The sequence below is a fragment of the Streptococcus agalactiae ATCC 13813 genome (assembly GCF_000186445.1).
Classification (GTDB): domain Bacteria; phylum Bacillota; class Bacilli; order Lactobacillales; family Streptococcaceae; genus Streptococcus; species Streptococcus agalactiae.
In genome coordinates this window covers 1,740,877-1,760,217 of record NZ_GL636070.1, presented here as the reverse complement: position 1 = coordinate 1,760,217, position 19,341 = coordinate 1,740,877, and the positions used below count along the sequence as shown (strand labels likewise).

The 19,341-nt window shown below is 35.7% G+C and carries 15 protein-coding genes and 1 pseudogene; all 16 read left to right on the top strand.

The annotated features are described in order from the left end of the window. Positions 1–887, top strand: an 887-nt coding sequence (locus HMPREF9171_RS105115) for a VirB4-like conjugal transfer ATPase, CD1110 family (protein ID WP_000311122.1), incomplete at its 5' end; no start/stop codon positions are given. Beyond that, the gene (locus HMPREF9171_RS105120) at positions 884–3,688 is read left to right on the top strand and encodes a phage tail tip lysozyme (RefSeq protein ID WP_000196429.1); all 2,805 of its coding nucleotides are present in this window, start codon (positions 884–886) and stop codon (positions 3,686–3,688) included. The genes HMPREF9171_RS105115 and HMPREF9171_RS105120, both read left to right, overlap by 4 nt. A 120-nt stretch (positions 3,689–3,808) precedes the next feature. Continuing rightward, a complete protein-coding gene (locus HMPREF9171_RS105125) occupies positions 3,809–4,402 on the top strand; it encodes a type IV toxin-antitoxin system AbiEi family antitoxin domain-containing protein (RefSeq protein WP_000364836.1) in 594 nt (197 codons plus the stop codon). Continuing rightward, a complete protein-coding gene (locus HMPREF9171_RS105130; RefSeq protein ID WP_000672728.1) occupies positions 4,399–5,241 on the top strand; it encodes a nucleotidyl transferase AbiEii/AbiGii toxin family protein in 843 nt (280 codons plus the stop codon). The genes HMPREF9171_RS105125 and HMPREF9171_RS105130 overlap by 4 nt, the downstream gene beginning before the upstream one ends. Before the next feature lie 6 nt (positions 5,242–5,247). Then, positions 5,248–5,749: pseudogene (locus HMPREF9171_RS105135) on the top strand (hypothetical protein); the annotation flags it as partial. A 99-nt stretch (positions 5,750–5,848) separates the two neighbouring features. After that, complete coding sequence (locus HMPREF9171_RS105140) at positions 5,849–7,165, top strand: glycosyltransferase family 2 protein (RefSeq protein ID WP_000052788.1); 1,317 nt, start codon at positions 5,849–5,851, stop codon at positions 7,163–7,165. Between the two features lie 28 nt (positions 7,166–7,193). Continuing rightward, complete coding sequence (locus HMPREF9171_RS105145; protein WP_025193630.1) at positions 7,194–7,466, top strand: DUF3884 family protein; 273 nt, start codon at positions 7,194–7,196, stop codon at positions 7,464–7,466. An 88-nt stretch (positions 7,467–7,554) separates the two neighbouring features. Beyond that, entirely contained in the window at positions 7,555–7,746 is a 192-nt protein-coding gene (locus HMPREF9171_RS105150; RefSeq protein ID WP_000192881.1) for a hypothetical protein, read from the top strand. A 201-nt stretch (positions 7,747–7,947) separates the two neighbouring features. Continuing rightward, the gene (locus tag HMPREF9171_RS105155) at positions 7,948–10,098 is read left to right on the top strand and encodes a peptide cleavage/export ABC transporter (RefSeq protein ID WP_000672670.1); all 2,151 of its coding nucleotides are present in this window, start codon (positions 7,948–7,950) and stop codon (positions 10,096–10,098) included. A 21-nt stretch (positions 10,099–10,119) separates the two neighbouring features. Next, a complete protein-coding gene (locus HMPREF9171_RS105160) occupies positions 10,120–10,275 on the top strand; it encodes a hypothetical protein (RefSeq protein WP_000794567.1) in 156 nt (51 codons plus the stop codon). A gap of 459 nt (positions 10,276–10,734) precedes the next feature. Then, the gene (locus HMPREF9171_RS105165; protein ID WP_000642951.1) at positions 10,735–11,604 is read left to right on the top strand and encodes a GHKL domain-containing protein; all 870 of its coding nucleotides are present in this window, start codon (positions 10,735–10,737) and stop codon (positions 11,602–11,604) included. Between the two features lie 14 nt (positions 11,605–11,618). Beyond that, positions 11,619–12,368, top strand: coding sequence for a LytR/AlgR family response regulator transcription factor (locus HMPREF9171_RS105170; protein WP_001021687.1), 750 nt, complete (start codon positions 11,619–11,621; stop codon positions 12,366–12,368). A 534-nt stretch (positions 12,369–12,902) separates the two neighbouring features. After that, positions 12,903–13,538 carry a hypothetical protein gene (locus tag HMPREF9171_RS105175; protein WP_000222717.1) on the top strand — a complete coding sequence of 212 codons (636 nt, stop codon included), beginning with the start codon at positions 12,903–12,905 and terminating at the stop codon, positions 13,536–13,538. Positions 13,539–13,698: 160 nt separating this feature from the next. Next, positions 13,699–18,603 (top strand): SspB-related isopeptide-forming adhesin, encoded by a 4,905-nt coding sequence (locus HMPREF9171_RS105180; RefSeq protein WP_025193628.1) that lies wholly within the window; start codon positions 13,699–13,701, stop codon positions 18,601–18,603. Next, positions 18,604–18,795, top strand: coding sequence for a thrombospondin type 3 repeat-containing protein (locus HMPREF9171_RS105185; RefSeq protein ID WP_000433420.1), 192 nt, complete (start codon positions 18,604–18,606; stop codon positions 18,793–18,795). It abuts the gene before it with no gap. Next, positions 18,779–19,330 (top strand): hypothetical protein, encoded by a 552-nt coding sequence (locus tag HMPREF9171_RS105190; RefSeq protein ID WP_000312516.1) that lies wholly within the window; start codon positions 18,779–18,781, stop codon positions 19,328–19,330. Before HMPREF9171_RS105185 ends, HMPREF9171_RS105190 begins: the two co-directional genes overlap by 17 nt. The last annotated feature ends 11 nt before the right edge of the window (positions 19,331–19,341 follow it).

The window sequence follows — 19,341 nt, the reverse complement described above, 5'->3', positions numbered from 1 at the left end:
ACAGTATCATTGGTCAAGCCTTTGGTGGGGAGAGCATTGATATTGCGCCTGACTCTACCACTTTCTTAAACGTTTTAGACTTATCCGATGACAATATGGATGAAGACCCTATTAAGGTCAAATCGGAATTTCTACTTTCTTGGATTGGGAAGCTCTTGGACCGGAAAATGGATGGTCGAGAGAAATCGCTGATTGACCGTGTGACACGGTTAACCTATAAGCATTTTGCCACACCATCTCTCGTGGAATGGGTCTTTGTTCTCTCTAAACAACCTGAACAGGAAGCTAAGGACTTAGCCCTTGATATGGAGCTTTATGTGGAAGGCTCACTCGATATTTTCTCACACCGTACTAATATTAAAACGGATAGCCATTTCCTCATTTACAATGTCAAAAAATTAGGAGATGAATTGAAGCAGATTGCCCTCATGGTCATCTTTGACCAGATTTGGAATCGTGTGGTTAAAAACCAAAAACTTGGCAAGAAGACCTGGATTTACTTTGATGAAATGCAGCTTCTGTTGTTGGATAAGTACGCTTCTGATTTCTTCTTCAAGCTCTGGAGCCGTGTCCGTAAGTATGGGGCCATTCCAACAGGCATTACCCAGAACGTGGAAACTCTTTTATTAGATGCCAATGGAAGACGTATTATCGCTAATAGCGAGTTCATGATACTTCTAAAACAAGCTAAAAGTGACAGAGAAGAGTTGGTTCATCTTTTGGGCTTATCTAAAGAACTTGAGAAATACTTGGTTAACCCAGAAAAGGGAGCTGGATTGATTAAGGCAGGCTCAACGGTTGTTCCCTTTAGAAATAAAATCCCACTTCAAACTCAACTCTTTGACATCATGAGCACCGATCCAGAAAAGATGAGGGCTGAACAATGACAAGAGAACAACAGCAGGTCAAGGTGGCCCGTAAAACCTTTCAGAGTAGTTTAAAGGCTAGCCGTACCCATTACCGTAGGGAGAAGAAGGGGTTAAAACGCTCACTTCCTAAACGACGCTTTATCATGCGCCGAGCTGAGAAAGCTGAAACAAGGGAACAACGTCAGACTCTGAAGCAAACCTATCAGGAGGAAAAAGACCTAGCGACAGATACCTTTAAGGAAGCGATCGCCTATGTGTCTCCCAGATGGCTAAAGGCTAGGGAAATTAAGAAGTATCGGCTTCCTCAAGCCAGACAACGCCTAGCAGTCGCGAGAAAACACTTGGCAGAGGTCAAGATGGCCGAAAAAGAGGAGGCTGTTACCTCTAAGTTTACCGATCAGAAAAAGCCAACAGAATCAAAAACATCACGGTTTCAGTTTCAAAAAGAAAAACCTCTTGAACGCCTTCAGGCAGAAAAAGAGGTGAAATCAGCAAAGCGTGACGTGATACAACTGAAAAAAGCACATCAGTTTAAGAACCCCTCGACTAAGGTCAAACGAGGGTTACGCTATGTCGGTTCAGAATCACTGGATGTAGTCGCTCAAGATGATGACTTAGAGGGAATCAGAACCCTAAAAGAGTCTGTGATTAAAGGAAGATGCTATGGGAGATTGACTTATCAGTCAGGGAAACTCCTTGTCAAAAGTGGGCAGACTGGTCTTCGGTTTACTAATACGAAAGTCGCTCATAGTAAGGAGCTGTATCAGAACTTTAAAAAGGGGAAAGGGTTCACTCGTCAGAAGCCCTTAAAGCCAAGAAGACGTTACCAGACCTTTCTCAAACAAGCTAGAAAACAGAGTGTGTCAGGAATAACAAAGGTTATTCAAGTGATTAAGAATAGCCTGACCTTCTTTTCATCGATTGCCCTTAATCCTATGACTTGGGTCGTGTCAGGCCTCTTGTTTTTCTTGCTTTTGATGATGAGTTTTGTTACAGGAATTTCAGGAACTACTCTCATTCAACAGGATGAGAGTGAACTGACAAAAGCCTATACTCACATGACGTGGGAAGATGCGGAAAACACCCGAACCAATCCCACTGGCATTACCTACTACACCAAGATTGATGACGTTATGGGCTTTATGAATCTCAAGTATCAAGATTATGCTTTAGAAGAAATCATGGAAGAAGGGGATAAAACCTATCAAGCCTATTTGAGTCAACTTTGGCAGGACTTAAACGGTGGGAATTCTTTAAAATCCATGCTTGAGTTAAGTAAGGAGCCTGCCTATAAGTTCTCTGATGACGATAGAGAAGACTTAAAGGAATTAAGTGAGGAAGGCACCTACCTTGCCCTCCAAGAATTGGATAATCCTTTTCAAGATCAGACTGAAGACGATGCGCTTACCATGACAGTTCGTTATGGTTATGAGGTGATTGATGACAAGCCAACCCTTCATCACCATATCATTCTAGAAGCCAAAGAGAATCAAGTGATTATGGCTCCCATGGATGGTAAGGTTTCCCTAGATGGAGAGAACATTATCATTACGTCAGGTAAGGGACTAAACAAGTCTCAATTGACCTTGTTTAATATCCACACTGCTAGAGTGAGCGATGGCCAAAAAGTCCAAGCAGGGGAGGTGATCGGTAAAACTAAGGATGGTGCTGGTCTTAAAGTGACCTATCAAAAGGTTGACGATGATTCAGAGAAACTGGTTTACGTCAATCCAGCCTTTTACTTTCCTAAAGTCATTCAACTCCAAACGACTATTCTCCTGACTATTGGTCAATTTGGAGGCGATGAGTTTTCGAGAGCCAAAGCTATCTATGAGTATTTGAAGAGTCAAGGGGCGACTAATCAAGCGATTGCGGCTATTTTAGGAAATTGGTCAGTAGAATCTTCAATCAATCCCAAACGAGCTGAAGGTGACTACTTATCTCCTCCTGTTGGGGCAACGGATAGTTCTTGGGACGATGAGGGCTGGTTGTCTCTAAATGGTCCAGCTATCTATAATGGCAGGTACCCGAATATTTTAAGACGTGGCTTAGGCTTAGGGCAGTGGACAGATACAGCAGATGGATCACGTAGACATACCTTATTATTAGAGTATGCCAAACGAAAAAACCAGAAGTGGTATGACTTAGGCTTACAACTGGATTTCATGCTCAATGGGGACAACCCTTACTATACCAACTGGTTAAAAGACTTTTTCAAAAACTCAGGAAGCCCAGCCAGTCTTGCCCAAGTCTTTCTCATTTATTGGGAGGGAAATAGTGGTGATAAGCTCTTAGAACGTCAAACCAGAGCTACCGAGTGGTATTACCAAATTGAGAAAGGCTTTAGCCAACCAAATGGTGGAACTGCCCAGAGTGATCCAAAAGCGCTGGAAGCGGTTCGGGGCGATCTTTATGACAATTCTATTCCAGGTGGAGGTGACGGTATGGGCTATGCCTATGGGCAATGCACTTGGGGAGTAGCTGCTCGTATCAACCAATTGGGGTTGAAACTCAAAGGCCGAAACGGTGAGAAAAATCCAATCATCAGTACCATGGGAAATGGTCAAGACTGGGTAGCAACAGCAGCACGCCTTGGTGGTGAAACGGGCAAGCAACCAAAAGCAGGAGCGATTATCTCCTTTGCGGGAGGAGGTCATGGGTCGCCAACAGAATACGGTCATGTCGCCTTTGTCGAGAAAGTTTACCCAGATGGTTCATTCCTGATTTCTGAGACCAATTATAACAACAATCCTAACTATACCTTCCGTAAGTTATCAGGAGTCGATGGTACGATTAGTTTTGCCTATACGACGAAATAGAAAATGATATGCTAACAAATCATTAGGTTGTTAGCATATTATTTTATTGTGATTGATTTTTTCTAAACAATATGCTAACATTATAGCGGAATGTTAGCATATTGTTTAGGAGGTGGCGATATGGATCTGTTAGAGAAACCTGTCTATAATTACATAAAAAAAAATCATGGCATTATAACTTTTCGTGATATAGAAGAGCTTAACTTTTCTTACCAACAACTGAATCAATTAGTCACAAAAGGTAAATTGGAATCAATTGAAAGAGGGATTTATCATCTGCCTGATACCTATATTGATGATTTCTTTAGTTTACAGTATCGTTTTCCAAAAGGAATTTATTCCTTAGACACAGCACTTTGGTTACATAGCCTTTCTCTTACTGTTCCATTTGAACCTGTAATGACTTTTCCTTTTGGGACGAACACGAGGCTAATGAAAGAAGCTGGTGTTAAGCCGATTGTTGCTAGAAATCATCATGAAATCGGTATTATAAAACTAGAGCGACAGGCTGGACAGTTTATCTCAGTATATGATATGGAACGAACTTTGGTAGAGTGTTTGCGAACAGCTTATCATGTTGATGTTCAAGTCATTGCTCCAGCGTTTCAAGCTTACTTTAAAAAAGGAGCTGTGAATTATGCCAAGTTGTACCACTATGCACAACTATTTAAAGTCACTGAAAAGCTACAATCTTATGTGGAGGTATTGTCGTGAAATTTTCAAATGCCAATAGCTTCAAAGCGAAAATTAAGAATATCGCAAGAGAAAAAGGGATACCTGCTCAACAAGTTCAGCAGAACTATTTGATTGAGAAAATCTTAAAACTCATCTCTGAAAGTCGGTATAAAGATTCTTTCATTGTGAAAGGTGGATTCCTTATCGGACAGATAATTGGCTTAGATAAACGAACAACTATGGATTTAGATGTTACTTTGAAAGGTCAACCTCTTAGCGAGGAAAATATTCAAACAATCTTCAAAGAAATTGTAAGTCAACCTTCTGAAGGTTTTCAATTTGAAGTTGATATGTTAGAGCCAATTCGACAAGATGACGAATATGGTGGCTTTACCCTCAAACTCAAGGCAACATTCGATACCCTACGTGAAGTTGTCTTTATTGATATAACAACAGGTGATCGGATAACGCCACGAGAAATTACTTATCAATTGCAGTCTGTTTTTTCAGAGAATAAGCTAGAAGTTTGGACTTATAATTTAGAAACTGTTCTTGCTGAAAAATTAGAAACGATTATTCGCCGAGGAGCTGCTTCAACTAGAGCTCGTGATCGCTATGACCTCTACACATTGTATCACCTTCGAAAAGATGAGATTGATATCCCAATATTGAAAACTGCTCTAAACAATACTGCTAAAAAAAGAGGAAGCTTAGATGTTTTGATAAATTGGGAAAGTCAATTAGAGGTAATCCGTAGCTCTGACTATCAGAATCAACTTTGGTCTCGCTATCAAAAATCATTTAGGTATGCCAGTGAAATTAGTTTTGAGGAGTCGGTAGAAGTGGTGGCAATTATTTTAAATCAATTAGGGGGTTAGTAGTGTATGCTGACAGGAACTTTGAAGATGATGGGTTATGAATTTTTCTTTACATTTGATAAAGAAAAGTTATCTTTGATTCCTAAAGAAGAGAAAGACTCGATTAAGTATTCTTGGTTTTATAAAAAATTGGGAAATGGGAGCTATGCTTGGCCTGGAGAGCCTAAATTTGTAGAAGAAGACTTTCTTTATGGACGTACAAATGAAACAAATCAAGTTATTACATTTTTAATAAATAAACACATTCAACTTCATGAAAACAATGGTGTTATTACTGTACCGTTTTTGGCCTATTTTTTTAGTTATTCTGAAAGACCGATGATTAGTCGGATATCTTACAGCGGGTTAGAACTAAACTATATTCATCCAATCAATCATGCTTTTGAAATTTCGTATAAACCTGATGAACATGATGGAAAAATAAATATTAGTACCTATGATTTTGACTCAACAAATAGCGTTATCATCGTCAATGGTTTTTCATTTTGAAGAAACTCAAGATTACACTTAAGAACAAAAATGACTATTTTAAGAACAAGCTACCTTTTGATATAGTTTCTGTTGTAGAGTATCTTCAATGAAAATAATTTAAGGCTGGAAGACACGTATGAGTTTAATAAATCCTATTCCAGATACTAACTGGTTAAAGAATAATAAAGATAATTTAAGGATTTCGGATGAAGCCTATCTTGAATTAGTACAAATTTATGATTTAATAGACTCCATAGATTGGGAGTATTCAAGAATAAATGATGACGCAACTTTGATAGATAAAATAAATCAATTTGCGACTAATAGAAAAAAAACAACTGTATCCGTAGTATATATTGTAAAAAATGAAGAGAACTTTATTTTAAAAAGTTTAGCAAGTATTATTGATTTTGCTGATGAAATTATTATTGTTGATACAGGTTCTACTGATGGTACTTTAGAATGTATAACTGAGTTATCACGTGAAAAAATTTTTTTGTACACATTTGAATGGTGTGATGATTTTTCAAAGGCTAGAAATTATGCTAATTCACATGCTTCATGTGATTGGATATTAGTTTTGGATGCTGATGAGGTTGTTGATGATTTCAAAAATTTAAAGTTACTTTTGTCATATTTTAAATTATTTGATAGTTTAAGTGATACTGTATTTAATTTTAATATAATTCGAGGGAGTGATTATTATAAAACAGGAAAGTTAATTAGTAACACAGGGGCATTTCAATATAGAGGCAGAGTACACGAATCCTTCTATTCAATAAATAACAAAGATATATATTATGCTAATCTAAAAATTAATGTTTATGGACAAAAAAGAGAAAATAAAGAGAAGGCAAGCTATTATAATGAGCTATTATTAAAGACGATGCTAGATTACCCTACAGATAGTAGGTGGTGTTATTACTATTTTAGAGATAATTATAGTCAAATCAATTTGAATCAGATGTTTGAATATAGTTGTAAATCAATATTTAAAAAAGGAAATATTGTATCTGAAAATAATTTCATTTCAAATTATTTTTCTGTACATATAATTATGTTTATTTTGTCAAAAATGATTGATGAAAATAATTACATTCTTTTTGATTGTTATCTAAATCTAATTGAAAAAAAAGTCTCAGGACATTCAGATTTTATTTTTTTAAAATATGCACGTGAATTCAGATTAATACAAGAGGATATTTTAAATTCTATGAAGAGTTTTTTAGAAGAATATAATAAATGTTTATTTTCTGAAAATATATTTTCTCCTAATTGTATAAATTCACTCTTGGGATATTATCTATTTTTAGGGGGATTTTTTGAAGAGAGTGGTTTAATATTTAGAGAACTAAATTTAAATGTCAGAGACTATCCTAGTTTCATTAATGAAAATTTAATTAATTACTTTCAAAAAATACATGATGAATCATATTCTTGTAATGATTTTTAAGCGACTGAATCAATTGGAGGGAAGATTTATGATAAAAAGTAATTTATATAAAAAAGTTTATAAAACAGTTTATATAATTGATTTTTCAGAATTAGAACAAGAACCCTTATTTAATAATAAATTTCAGGAGATTGGAGAATGGTTTACTAATTCTGGCAAAAGGTGGATTTGTAGTAGTATATTATCTACGGACGATTTTAAAAGTTATATTTTAAAAAATGTAAAGATTACAGACGGAGCAAAGATTAAATTTTTTAAAGATTATTTTCCGATTTCCACAAATAGTGAAATTGAATTTTGAAATTGAACAAACAATCCACAATTTTAATTTTACATATAATATAAAACTTACTCTTTATTTATAAAACAGTTTATTAGGAGGTAACATCATGACTCAAATGGAAAAATTTAATAAGATTTCTAAAACAGTTCTTAATGAAATAAGAGGAGGTGCATCGGAAAGTGCTAATTGTAAATGGGCGATTGTAACTTGTACTCATGATACAATTTTAGCTGGCTTAGGTACTTCTGATCCAGGAAGTGCTTGTGCCTATATGAGGCGTGTATGTAAGAAAAATTGATAATAATATAGAGGAATTTTTTTGAGTAAGTTTTGCTATATGATTTTTATGGGTGAAAATCTCACCCATTTTTGTGTTTGATCCCTAGTTGTTGCTCCAATATTTTAATTATAGATAGCATATAACTTTATTATGCTTCATTAGTCATTTTATAATATATCAAGGCTAAACACTAATACTAGTAAGGAGTATATTGAGTGAATGAAATTTTCGAAACGTCATTATCGTGCTCAAGTTGATTCAAAAGATTGTGGAGTAGCTGCTTTGGCCATGGTGTTAGAATACTATAATTCACATTATTCTTTAGCAGAACTTAGAGAAATGTTAGGTACAACTGAAAATGGGACTACTGCATTTAGTATAGTTTCTGTGGCAAATGAATTAGGGTTCGACACTGAAGCTATTTATGCAGATATTTCTTTATTTGACATAGAGGATATAAAATTTCCATTTATTGTACATATAAATAAGAATAATAAATTTTATCATTACTATGTTATTATTGGCAGTGATAAAAAATATATTTATATAGCTGATCCTGATCCTCTGATAAAATTATCTAAACTAACTAAAGAACAGTTTCTTGCAGAATGGAGAGGGATAACTATATTATTAAAACCAAACCATGAGTACAAAATTAAAAGAAAGAAGACAAGTTTTCCTTCTTTATTTACTTTACTGTTTAATCAAAAGAAATTAATTTTTTTAATTATATTATTAACTTTAGCAGTAAACTTTATAAATATAATTGGTTCATACTATTTAAAGAGAGTAATTGATTCTTATATTCCTAAAGGGGAGCTGGATTTTCTTAATCTAATGTCAATAAGCCTAATTGTTATTTATCTTATGCAACAGTTTTTTGTATTTGGTCAAGGGGTATTGATAACAGTTCTAAGTCAAATACTTTCAAAAAATATAATGCTGTCATATATTGCTCACCTTTTTAAACTTCCTCTATCTTTTTTTGCAACAAGAAGAACTGGCGATATTGTCTCTAGATTTTCAGATGCTAATATCATAATTGAAGTATTATCTAGTATAATTTTATCTGTAATACTAGATGTGTCAATAGTTACTGGAGTATCAATTGTACTTTTTTTGCAAAGTAGTTATTTATTTTTTATTATAATTATTGCGTTTCCAATTTATGCTTTAGTAATTTTTTTATTCATGAAACCATTTAGACGTAGTAAAACTAGTGTAATGGAAGCAGGAGCTTCACTTTCCTCAGTTCTTATAGAAGATATAAATGGAATAGAGACAATAAAATCTCTTACTAGTGAGGTTGATCGCTATAAAAAAATAACAGACGAATTTAGTAATTATTATAAAAAAATTACTTTTTATAGTAGAATGGAGTTGTTTCAAGATGTGTTAAAAAATTTTACTCAATTGTTGTTTAATGTATTAATTTTATGGCAAGGTGCTATTTTAGTAATTGAAGGAAAAATATCATTGGGATCTTTGATAACCTTTAATACTTTAGAACTTTATTTTCTGAATTCACTGGAGAACATTATTAATTTACAACCTAAATTTCAATCAGCAAGTGTTGCGTATAATAGATTAGAAGAAATCTATTCGGTTCAATCGGAATTTCAGGATAAGTTCTTCATAACAAATTTTAAATTGAATTCTAGTAAGATAGTAATTTCAAATTTAACCTACAAATATGGCTATAACCAGCCTCTATTAAAAGATATTAATTTAGTTATCGAGGAAGGTTGTAAAATAGCATTTGTTGGTCTTTCTGGTTCAGGGAAAACAACTCTAGCAAAAATGTTAGTTAATTTTATGCCTCCTACCTATGGAAGTATTGAATTTGGAGGAATTAATATTAATGATATTGATAAGAAGACTTTGAGACAATTGATTAATTATATACCCCAGAAACCTTATATTTTTAACGGTACTATATTAGATAATCTTTTATTAGGTGTTGAAGATGAAATTTCATTTGAAGAGATTAATAAAGCTACTGAGATTGCCGAGATAAAATCTGTTATAGAGAATTTACCGTTAGGATTTGAGACCGAACTTTCCACTGAACATAGCATTTTGTCAGGAGGTCAACTTCAGAGAGTTGCTATTGCACGTGCATTATTAACCAATCCTTCGGTATTAATCTTAGATGAGTCAACAAGTAATTTGGATAATTTAACGGAAAGAAAAATTATTGATAATTTAATGAGCTTAGATACAACTGTAATATTTATTGCTCACCGTCTTAATATAACAGAACAGGTTGAAAGGATATTTGTCATAGAAAATGGTATGATAATCGAAAACGGAAATCATGAAGATTTGATATTAAAACAAGGGTTTTATTCTAAAATATTAAAAGGTTAATTTTAAAATTGAGGAGTTAATATGAAAAATAATTTGTTAGATGATTATAGAAATTTTCCCAAAATATCAACGGATAATTTGAAATCTATAAAAGGTGGAGGAGATACTGTCTTTGATAAAGTAAATCATTTCTTTTGTGATTTAATAAATTGTAGAGGAAAGGGGAGAATGAATTGATAAATGGATAACTTTTTTATTAATGGAATTCATATTTTTTTCAATTTTTGCTTAATGGTGTCTATAATATTCCTTCCACCTTTTTATATATGCCAGTCGTTAAGGGTATATATACCGAGATATTGTTGGCTTATCTATGCTATAATTTATTTTATTTCTGTAAATATTAATTATATTTTTGAGACTTTGATATTTATACTATATTTTTATTGTATTTTTAGATTTATATTTAAGAATGATAGGCCGACATCATTTTTCTATTCTTCTTATATTGTTTTAAGTTATGATACAATTCATAGATTTTTTCAAAGCATTCTAAATAGGTTGCTAAATTTTGATGAGATTTACACTTATTTTTTTGACAGATTTATTATGATAAGATTTATAGAATATACTATTCCATTGGTTTTGCTGATTTTGTTATTTAATTTAATCAATTTAGATTTTGAAATAGTTAAGATGAAAGCATTTAAAAATTATGTTTATGTTGGGAATTTTATATTTGCTTTTATGCTTTTGTCTATTACAATATGGACGCTTATATTACAATCTAATTTATCAGTTATCAAGATATTTGGACCTACAGTTGCATTAGCCCATTTTCTTCTATTTCTTTTTTTAGCCCAATATATGAAATCACAGCAACGAATTTACGAAGTAAATTTAGAAGTAATTCGCCGTGAAGAAGAGAATAGAAATCTTAATAAATTTGTTGATAAATTAGGTGATTTATATGAAGATTTACGAGGGATTCGCCATGATTTCGCTAGCATTATATCAAGTTTAGAGCCTGCGATTCAGGAAAAAAATATTGATGAAGTAAGCATTATCTATAAAGAAGTTCTCATTAAGATGAATAGAAATCTACAAAAGAACGAATACTCAGCATTTAATTTGAAAAATATTGACGACTTAGCTATTCGTAATATGCTGGCTCAATCAATTTTGGAAGCAGAACAATATGATATACAATTCAATTGTTACGTGTCTGGACATATATCTCAAGTCAATGTACCAATGTTAGAGATGATTCAAATATTATCTATTATGTTGACTAATTCAATTGAATCTGCTATTATTTCAAAAAAACCTTTAATTGAAGTGGCTTTATATAGAGATAAGAGCATTGTTACAATAGTTATTAAGAATAGTCGAAATCCCATCTCTTTAGATAAGAGAACTATCTGGGAGGTAGGGGTTTCAAGTAAAGGTGAGGGGAGGGGAATTGGGTTATATAACTTGAGAAGACTGGTAAATAGGCATGATAATTTGACTCTAGAAACACAAATAGATTATGATAGTTTTACTCACATCTTGAAAATAATGTAAGCTGGAGGTATGTTATGAATATTATTGTTCTGGATGACAATATTCATCATCAGTTGCGACTAGAATCTGCTCTTTATTATGTAGCTCGGTCTTTACATATTCATATCAATATTGAATGTGCTAGAACAATACAGGCATTAAGAGAGTATATGAATCAAGAAGAAGTAAATCAGATATATTTTCTAGATTTAGAAATTGGCAATCAAAAAAATTTAGGTTTTGAGATTGCTAAAGAAATAAGAAATAATAATCCTTATGCAGTTATTATATTTGTGACTTCATATTCCGACTTGATGCCCCTAGTATTTCAATATCATCTTTCGGCATTAGATTTTATTATTAAAGATCTTAAAGAAACAGAATTTCGTAATCGGTTAAAGCAGTGTTTGGAACAAGTAATAATTTCATTTAAGAAAAAATCTGATGGGGAATTGTTAAGATATAGTTACCAGAACAGAACTGGTATCTGCATACCTTTTTCCGATATACTTTTTATTCAAACCTCAGTTAAACCGCATCGATTAATTATTTATACAGTAAATTTTATTAAAGAATTTTATGGTACTTTGAATGATATTCTAGATTTAGATAGTAAGAATTATTTTGAAAAAGTAGATCGTTCAACAATAATAAATGTGGATAATGTTACTGAGTACAGTTCGAAAACAAGAGAAGTAAAATTTTTTGAAGGAACAACATGTCTTGTATCTAGATTGAGAATTAAGGATGTAAAAACTAGATTAAGAAATAAAGGAATAATATGAAGTATATATAATTGATAATTTAAACTCTTTCTTTTTTATGTAAGTTATTTAGGTTTTAGTACAAATTAAATTTTACTAAATTTGATATATCTTTAGTTATGAACGTACGATAGACGAATGAAGAAAATATTGTTTTAAGATAACGATTTTTCATAATAAAAATAATATTTCTTATCACGAATTTTGTTATAAAATAAGTGAAAAAAGAGGATGAACCTATGTATATATGTGAATTTTGTGAAAATATTTTATTCATGCGTAGGGACTAGTGAGAGTCAACGTAAGTGTTGACAAATAAGGAATTATCCCGTATAATAAGGGTAAATAAAGATTATAAATTACTTGTGGGCTAGTGGATATGGTCTGCACCCGCCTGTGGGCTCCGCACTCAGTTCAAACTGTTTGTTGAGAAAAAGAATAGCAGGACTGCCAACCCTTGAGGAATAGATAGGGCATATCTAGCGTGAGGTGAAACTCAATACGTGGAAGAGAAGGAAGCACCTGCTTCCTTCTCTTTTTTAGGAGAAAAATAGAATGACATATACTTTGGAATGGCTCGAGACCTTTGATGGAGAAATTGATATTCTCAATGTCGATATGTCTCGTCTAGCCAATACTATTGAGAAATATGTTTCTCAGTACAAATACGTTTATCAGACAAATATGGAGGACTATCCTGAAATTGTTCTCTCCGTCCCAAATTCCTCTATTCCCCATCTATTAGGATTATCAAGAGATCATCATGTCAATTTACCAACTAATAATGCAGGGAGTATTTTTGAAGGATTAAAGTATGATTGGACATTGCAGCGTCTAAATAAGGCTGATAATGGATGGTTTAACGAAAATAAATTCAAAATTGTTGGCACATTACTACTTTATCAAATGTTACATGTGATGGAATGTAAATTTTATACAACGGATGGTATTTTGAATAGAAAAGTTGGTAAACGATTTAGAAGAGACAATATTTATTTTGTGGTCTTCAAATTAAGTAATGGTATTAGTTATACCGTTGAATTATCACATGAACAAGGAAACCAATACTTTCCAAGAAGTCTTAAAATCAACGACACCTTAATTACAAATTGTAGAGAAATAGAGCTGAAACTTGTTGACAAGAAACGCTTTAAGACTGCTAAAGCTAGAAAGGTTAATTGGCCGTCTTAATGGAAATATTGATATGATAATCATTGGGTCATCCACTTTTTGTGGGTGGCTTTTTTCTTTGTCCTTCTTTGATGTGATACCAAAATCAAGTCGTCTTTTTTATGATGGGGAGAGAGTGACAGATTGTTACTACTTATCAAAAGAAAAGAAGGACTTTTTTATGACCAAACAATGTCATCATCACTTTTTAGTCAATCAGGAAAAAGCAGAAAAGCATGTCTTCCGTAAAAGTAAGAAGTACCGTACGCTTTGTTCGGTAGCTCTTGGAACTATGGTGACAGCTGTTGTTGCCTGGGGTGGCCAAGTAGCACAAGCCGACGAAGTGGTAACACCCTCGCAAGGTAAAACCGTTCAGTTGACAGAAAATCCTGCGACCAACTTACCAGAAGCTCAGTCAACTCCAGTTGCTGAACAAACGAATAGCCTTGCCTCAACTGGTCAATCAGATGGGGCTATTACAGTCACCGTTCCTCATGATGTTGTGACACAGGCTGTCAATCAAGCAACTGCTGAAGGAGTTACTACTGTTCAAGACCAACCTATGGACTTGGGAAATACGACTTCTGCGAGTGATACCAGTAAGCAATTAGATAAAGCGGAAGCGGATGCTGCTAAGCAGGCTGAAGCCATCACTCAGGTGACCAATACCTATAAAGCAGATAAAGCCGCCTATGAACAAGATAAAACTCGTGTTGAACAAAGGAATACTGCGTTGGCTGCTAGTCATAGAGACGCCACTCAAGCAGGAAAAGCCTTGAATCATTCAGTGGATAGCACAGTTTCAAAAATCAAAGGCCAAGATCAGTCGGCTAATGTGACCGTTACCACTCAAACAGTACCATCAGGAGATGGCTCAACTGTTTCAGGCTATCAGGATTATACCTCTGCGGTAACTGCTATTGATAAGCAAAATAAGAATAATCTAGCTGAGTATGAATCGAAGAAAAAAGCCGCAGACGCCATTGTCGCAAAGAACCTTCAGATTCAAAAGGAAAATGAAGCGGGTCTTGCTAAGGCAAAGGCTGATAATGAAGCAATTGATAAACGTAATCAAGCCGGACAAAAAGCAGTGGATGACGAAAACAAGGCAGGTCAAGCTGCTGTTGATACCTATAATAAAGACCAACAGAAATTAGTGAAAGACCGTGAAGCTGAGATTGCTGCTATCACGAAACGCAATAAGGAAAAAGAAGAAGCCGCCAAGAAAGAAAATGAAGCGATTGATACCTACAACGCCAAAGAAATGGAGCGCTATAAACGTGATTTAGCTGAGATTTCAAAAGGTGAGGAAGGCTACATCTCACAAGCTCTTGCTCAGGCTTTAAATTTGAATAATGGAGAACCACAAGCACGCCATTCAGCTGATACAAGAAACCCAAATCGTATCGTTGCAAAAGGTGACGCTATGCTTGGTGGGTATTCTAAAATCCTAGATTCTTCTGGTTTCTTTGTCTATAATACTTTCAAAACGGGAGAAACCCTTTCCTTTACCTATCAAAATCTTCAAAATGCTCGCTTTGATGGTAAGAAAATCACAAAAGTAGCCTATGACATTACAAACCTTGTTTCTCCAACTGGAACTAATGCCGTGCAGTTAGTCGTGCCAAATGACCCAACAGAAGGCTTTATCGCTTACCGTAATGATGGGACAGGCAATTGGCGAACAGACAAGATGGAGTTTCGTGTCAAGGCCAAGTATTTCTTAGAGGATGGCTCACAAGTCAGCTTCACCAAGGAAAAACCAGGTGTCTTTACTCATTCCTCACTCAACCACAATGACATCGGTTTAGAGTATGTAAAAGACACATCAGGTAAGTTTGTTCCAATCAATGGCTCAACCATTCAAGTGACTAACGAAGGTTTAGCTCGTTCACTTGGGTCAAACCGTGCCAGTGATTTAAATCTTTCTGAAGAATGGGATACGTCATATAGTAAGTATGCCTATAAAGGAGCAATTGTCTCAACGGTTACATCAGGCAACACCTATACGGTGACCTTTGGTCAAGGGGATATGCCCCAAAATGTTGGTCTCTCTTATTGGTTTGCCTTAAATACCCTTCCAGTTGCACGGACGGTTAAACCTTATAGTCCAAAACCACATGTGACACCAAAGTTAGAGCCAGTTCCAGAACCCGTTAAGGTTGTGCCAAAAACCTTTACCCCAAAAACCTTTACGCCAGAGCCACCTGTGAGATTTAAGGAAAAACCATTAGAGAAAGTTACTCAGCCTAGCCTAACACTTACCAAGGTCACCTTGCCTAAAGAACCTACGCCAGAACCGTTACCAAAAGCACCACAAGTGCCAACGGTTCATTATCACGACTATCGTCTGACAACGACCCCTGAAATTGTTAAGGAAGTTATCAATACCGACCAAGTGAACCTTCATGACAAAACGGTCGCAAAAGATTCAACGGTCATTTACCCTTTAACCGTAGACGCTTTTTCTCCAAATCGAGCCAAAACCACAAGCCTCACCTTTGAAGATTACCTTCCAGCAGGCTATGCCTTTGACAAGGAAAAAACGCAGGCAGAAAATGGAAATTATACCCTTACCTTTGATGCTGCTAAGAACTTTGTGACCTTGACCGCCAAGGAAGCCTTGCTTCAAGAGGTCAACCAAGACCTCACCAAGTCTTACCAACTGGTGACTCCGAAACTTTACGGTAGCCTTCAAAATGATGGAGCAAGCTATTCCAACAGTTATAAGCTCCTCATCAATAAGGGAACCCAAAATGCCTATACAGTGACTTCTAATGTTGTGACAGTGCGTACGCCTGGTGATGGAACGACCACTAGCCGTATTGAGCCGCAGAAGAAAAACGAAAATGAAGATGGTGTGGTCATTAACGATACGGTAGTGGCTTTAGGAACAACTAATCATTACCGTTTGACCTGGGATTTAGATCAGTATAAAGGCGATAAGTCTTCTAAAGAGACAATTGCTCGTGGTTTCTTCTTTGTAGATGACTACCCAGAAGAAGTGTTGGACTTAGTAGACAATGGGACAGGTATCACCACTCCTGATGGCAAAGCCGTATCAGGGATTACTGTCAAGGCTTATGCGTCGCTGTCAGAAGCTCCTAAAGACCTTCAAGATAAACTCGCTCATGCCAAGATTTCTCCTAAAGGGGCTTTCCAAGTCTTTATGCCTAATGACAATCAAGACTTTTATGACCAGTATGTCAAAACAGGAACTTCTTTAAACCTTCTCACCAAAATGACCGTCAAAGACAGCCTTTATGGTCAGACGAAGACTTATCGAAACAAAGCCTACCAAGTGGATTTTGGCAATGGCTATGAAACCGATGAGGTGATCAATACCCTTGTTAGCCCAACACCTAAAAAACAAAATCTTAATAAGGATAAGGTGGACATTGACGGAAAACCGATGATAGTGGGTTCACAAAACTACTATACCTTGTCATGGGACTTAGACCAATACCGAGGCACTAAGGCCGATAAGGCTCAGATTGCACAAGGGTTTTACTTTGTGGATGACTATCCCGAAGAAGCTCTATTACCAGATGAAACAGCGATTCAACTCATTACATCTGATGGTAAAGCTGTCACAGGAGTTACAGTAAAAACTTATACGAGCCTATCAGAAGTTCCGGAAACCCTACAAGCAGCCCTATCAAAACGCAAGATTTCTCCTAAAGGAGCTTTCCAAGTCTTTATGGCAGAAGATCCGCAAGCCTTCTATGATTCTTATGTAACGCAAGGTCAAAACATCACCATCGTTACTCCTATGACTGTCCGTGAGTCTATGCTTAATTCAGGAAAGTCTTATGACAATGTAGCTTATCAAGTAGACTTTGGACAAGCCTATGAAACCAATACGGTAACGAATCACGTGCCAAAAGTAACACCACTTAAAACTAATACCAGTAAAGAAGGCGTGTCTATTGATGGGAAGACCGTTCTTCCAAATACCATTAATTACTACAAAATTGTTCTGGATTACAGTCAGTACAAGGACTTGGTGGTGACGGAGGATGTCCTTACAAAAGGCTTTTACATGGTGGATGATTACCCCGAAGAAGCGCTTAGCGTCAATGCAGATGGTGTCCAAGTGATGGATAAGGCAGGAACTCTTGTCAAAGGGATTTCGGTGAAATCCTATGCCTCATTATCAGAAGCGCCTAAAGTAGTTCAAGACGCTATGGCCAAACGACAGTTCACACCCAAAGGAGCCATTCAAGTTTTAAGCGCTGATGATCCAAAAGCGTTCTATGAGGCTTATGTTAAAACTGGTCAAACCTTAGTGGTGACCCTTCCAATGACTATTAAGAATGAGCTGACAAAGACTGGTGGGAAGTATGAAAACACCGCATATCAGATTGACTTTGGTTTGGCTTATGTGACAGAGACTGTGGTTAATAATGTGCCAAAACTGGACCCACAAAAAGATGTGGTGATTGATTTGTCACAAAAGGAGAACAGTCTTGATGGAAAAGAAGTTGCCTTGAATCAGGTCTTTAACTACCGCTTGGTGGGAGCACTCATTCCAGGTAATCGTGCGACACCACTCATCGAATACCGCTTTGACGATGATTACGATGAAAGCCATGACGACTATAATGGTGTTTACAAGGCTTATACCTTAGTAGATGTGACTCTAAAAGATGGAACGGTTTTACCAAAAGGGACAGAAGTGACGAAGTACACGCTACAACATGTCGACACGTCAAAAGGAACGGTTACCATCAGTTTTGATCAGGAATTCCTTGAAAAACTAGCAGAAGAATCCGAGTTTCAGGCAGATGTTTACGTGCAAATGAAACGAATCGCCTCAGGTGTAGTAGAAAATACCGTATTACATACTGTCAATGGCTACACCATCAGTTCAAACACGGTTAAAACAACTACTCCTGAACCAGAGCAACCAACTCCGACTCAACCAACCCCACCCCAACCACCTATTCCAACACAAGAACCACCAGTTCCAGCAAGTGTCTTACCAAATACAGGAGAGAGTCAATCCCTCTTGGCGCTTGTCGGTGGAGGACTTCTTTTAGGTCTAGCTTACGGACTTTCTAAACTCAAAATGGAGGACAACTAAATGGAACCCAAAAACATTTACACAAGAGATTCAGACCAAGATGGTCTAACGGATGCTCAAGAGTTAGCTTTAGGGACTAATCCTTTTAGTAGCGATACGGATAGTGACGGACTGACAGATTTTGAAGAAGTGAAACAAGGTTTGAATCCAATTCAACAGCGTAAGGAGAGAAGCTATGGCTTGGAATTATGACACGATTTCTAGAACCCTTTTTGAGATGGCACGAGAAAACTATGAAGACATGGTTAAGGCCTTTTTAGCTATGGAGTTGAGTATCAAAAACAAGTCACTTCTTGATACGCTCTATCAAGACTTTATGGGCATTGATGACTTGTCTTTAGTCAGTGATGACCTGCGCCTAAGAGCAGACGGTTACCAGGAACAGCTTCAAGAAGAAATGACGGACCTCTTGGATAAACTCTATCGAACAGGTGAGGGAGCTAGTTTCATTATGGAAGTGATTGTGTCCAACAATATTTCTGAGACCCTTTCTCAGTATGAGGTTTTGAATGAGGAGGATTACTCATCTCTCACCTTAGAGACCGTGCAGGACATTATCCAAAAGGAGTTGTCTTTAACGAGTCAAGATTATTTTGGAGATGTGACCTATCTCGCCCTGCAGAAGGATTTGTTAGACCAGAAAAGCCATTTCTTACAACAGTATGTGACAACTTTAATGGATAAGTTACCACAAGAAAAAGACCAAAGAGACTTGGTCCTAGACTAAAGCAGCGGGCT

Excerpts from the sequence above, each read along its gene's own strand:
- HMPREF9171_RS105185 (WP_000433420.1), top strand. The coding sequence starts at position 18,604 with ATGGAACCCAAAAACATTTACACAAGAGATTCAGACCAAGATGGTCTA.
- HMPREF9171_RS105175 (WP_000222717.1), top strand. The coding sequence starts at position 12,903 with ATGACATATACTTTGGAATGGCTCGAGACCTTTGATGGAGAAATTGAT.
- HMPREF9171_RS105120 (WP_000196429.1), top strand. The coding sequence starts at position 884 with ATGACAAGAGAACAACAGCAGGTCAAGGTGGCCCGTAAAACCTTTCAG.
- HMPREF9171_RS105150 (WP_000192881.1), top strand. The coding sequence starts at position 7,555 with ATGACTCAAATGGAAAAATTTAATAAGATTTCTAAAACAGTTCTTAAT.
- HMPREF9171_RS105140 (WP_000052788.1), top strand. The coding sequence starts at position 5,849 with ATGAGTTTAATAAATCCTATTCCAGATACTAACTGGTTAAAGAATAAT.
- HMPREF9171_RS105155 (WP_000672670.1), top strand. The coding sequence starts at position 7,948 with ATGAAATTTTCGAAACGTCATTATCGTGCTCAAGTTGATTCAAAAGAT.
- HMPREF9171_RS105180 (WP_025193628.1), top strand. The coding sequence starts at position 13,699 with ATGACCAAACAATGTCATCATCACTTTTTAGTCAATCAGGAAAAAGCA.
- HMPREF9171_RS105170 (WP_001021687.1), top strand. The coding sequence starts at position 11,619 with ATGAATATTATTGTTCTGGATGACAATATTCATCATCAGTTGCGACTA.
- HMPREF9171_RS105160 (WP_000794567.1), top strand. The coding sequence starts at position 10,120 with ATGAAAAATAATTTGTTAGATGATTATAGAAATTTTCCCAAAATATCA.
- HMPREF9171_RS105190 (WP_000312516.1), top strand. The coding sequence starts at position 18,779 with ATGGCTTGGAATTATGACACGATTTCTAGAACCCTTTTTGAGATGGCA.
- HMPREF9171_RS105125 (WP_000364836.1), top strand. The coding sequence starts at position 3,809 with ATGGATCTGTTAGAGAAACCTGTCTATAATTACATAAAAAAAAATCAT.
- HMPREF9171_RS105165 (WP_000642951.1), top strand. The coding sequence starts at position 10,735 with ATGAAAGCATTTAAAAATTATGTTTATGTTGGGAATTTTATATTTGCT.
- HMPREF9171_RS105145 (WP_025193630.1), top strand. The coding sequence starts at position 7,194 with ATGATAAAAAGTAATTTATATAAAAAAGTTTATAAAACAGTTTATATA.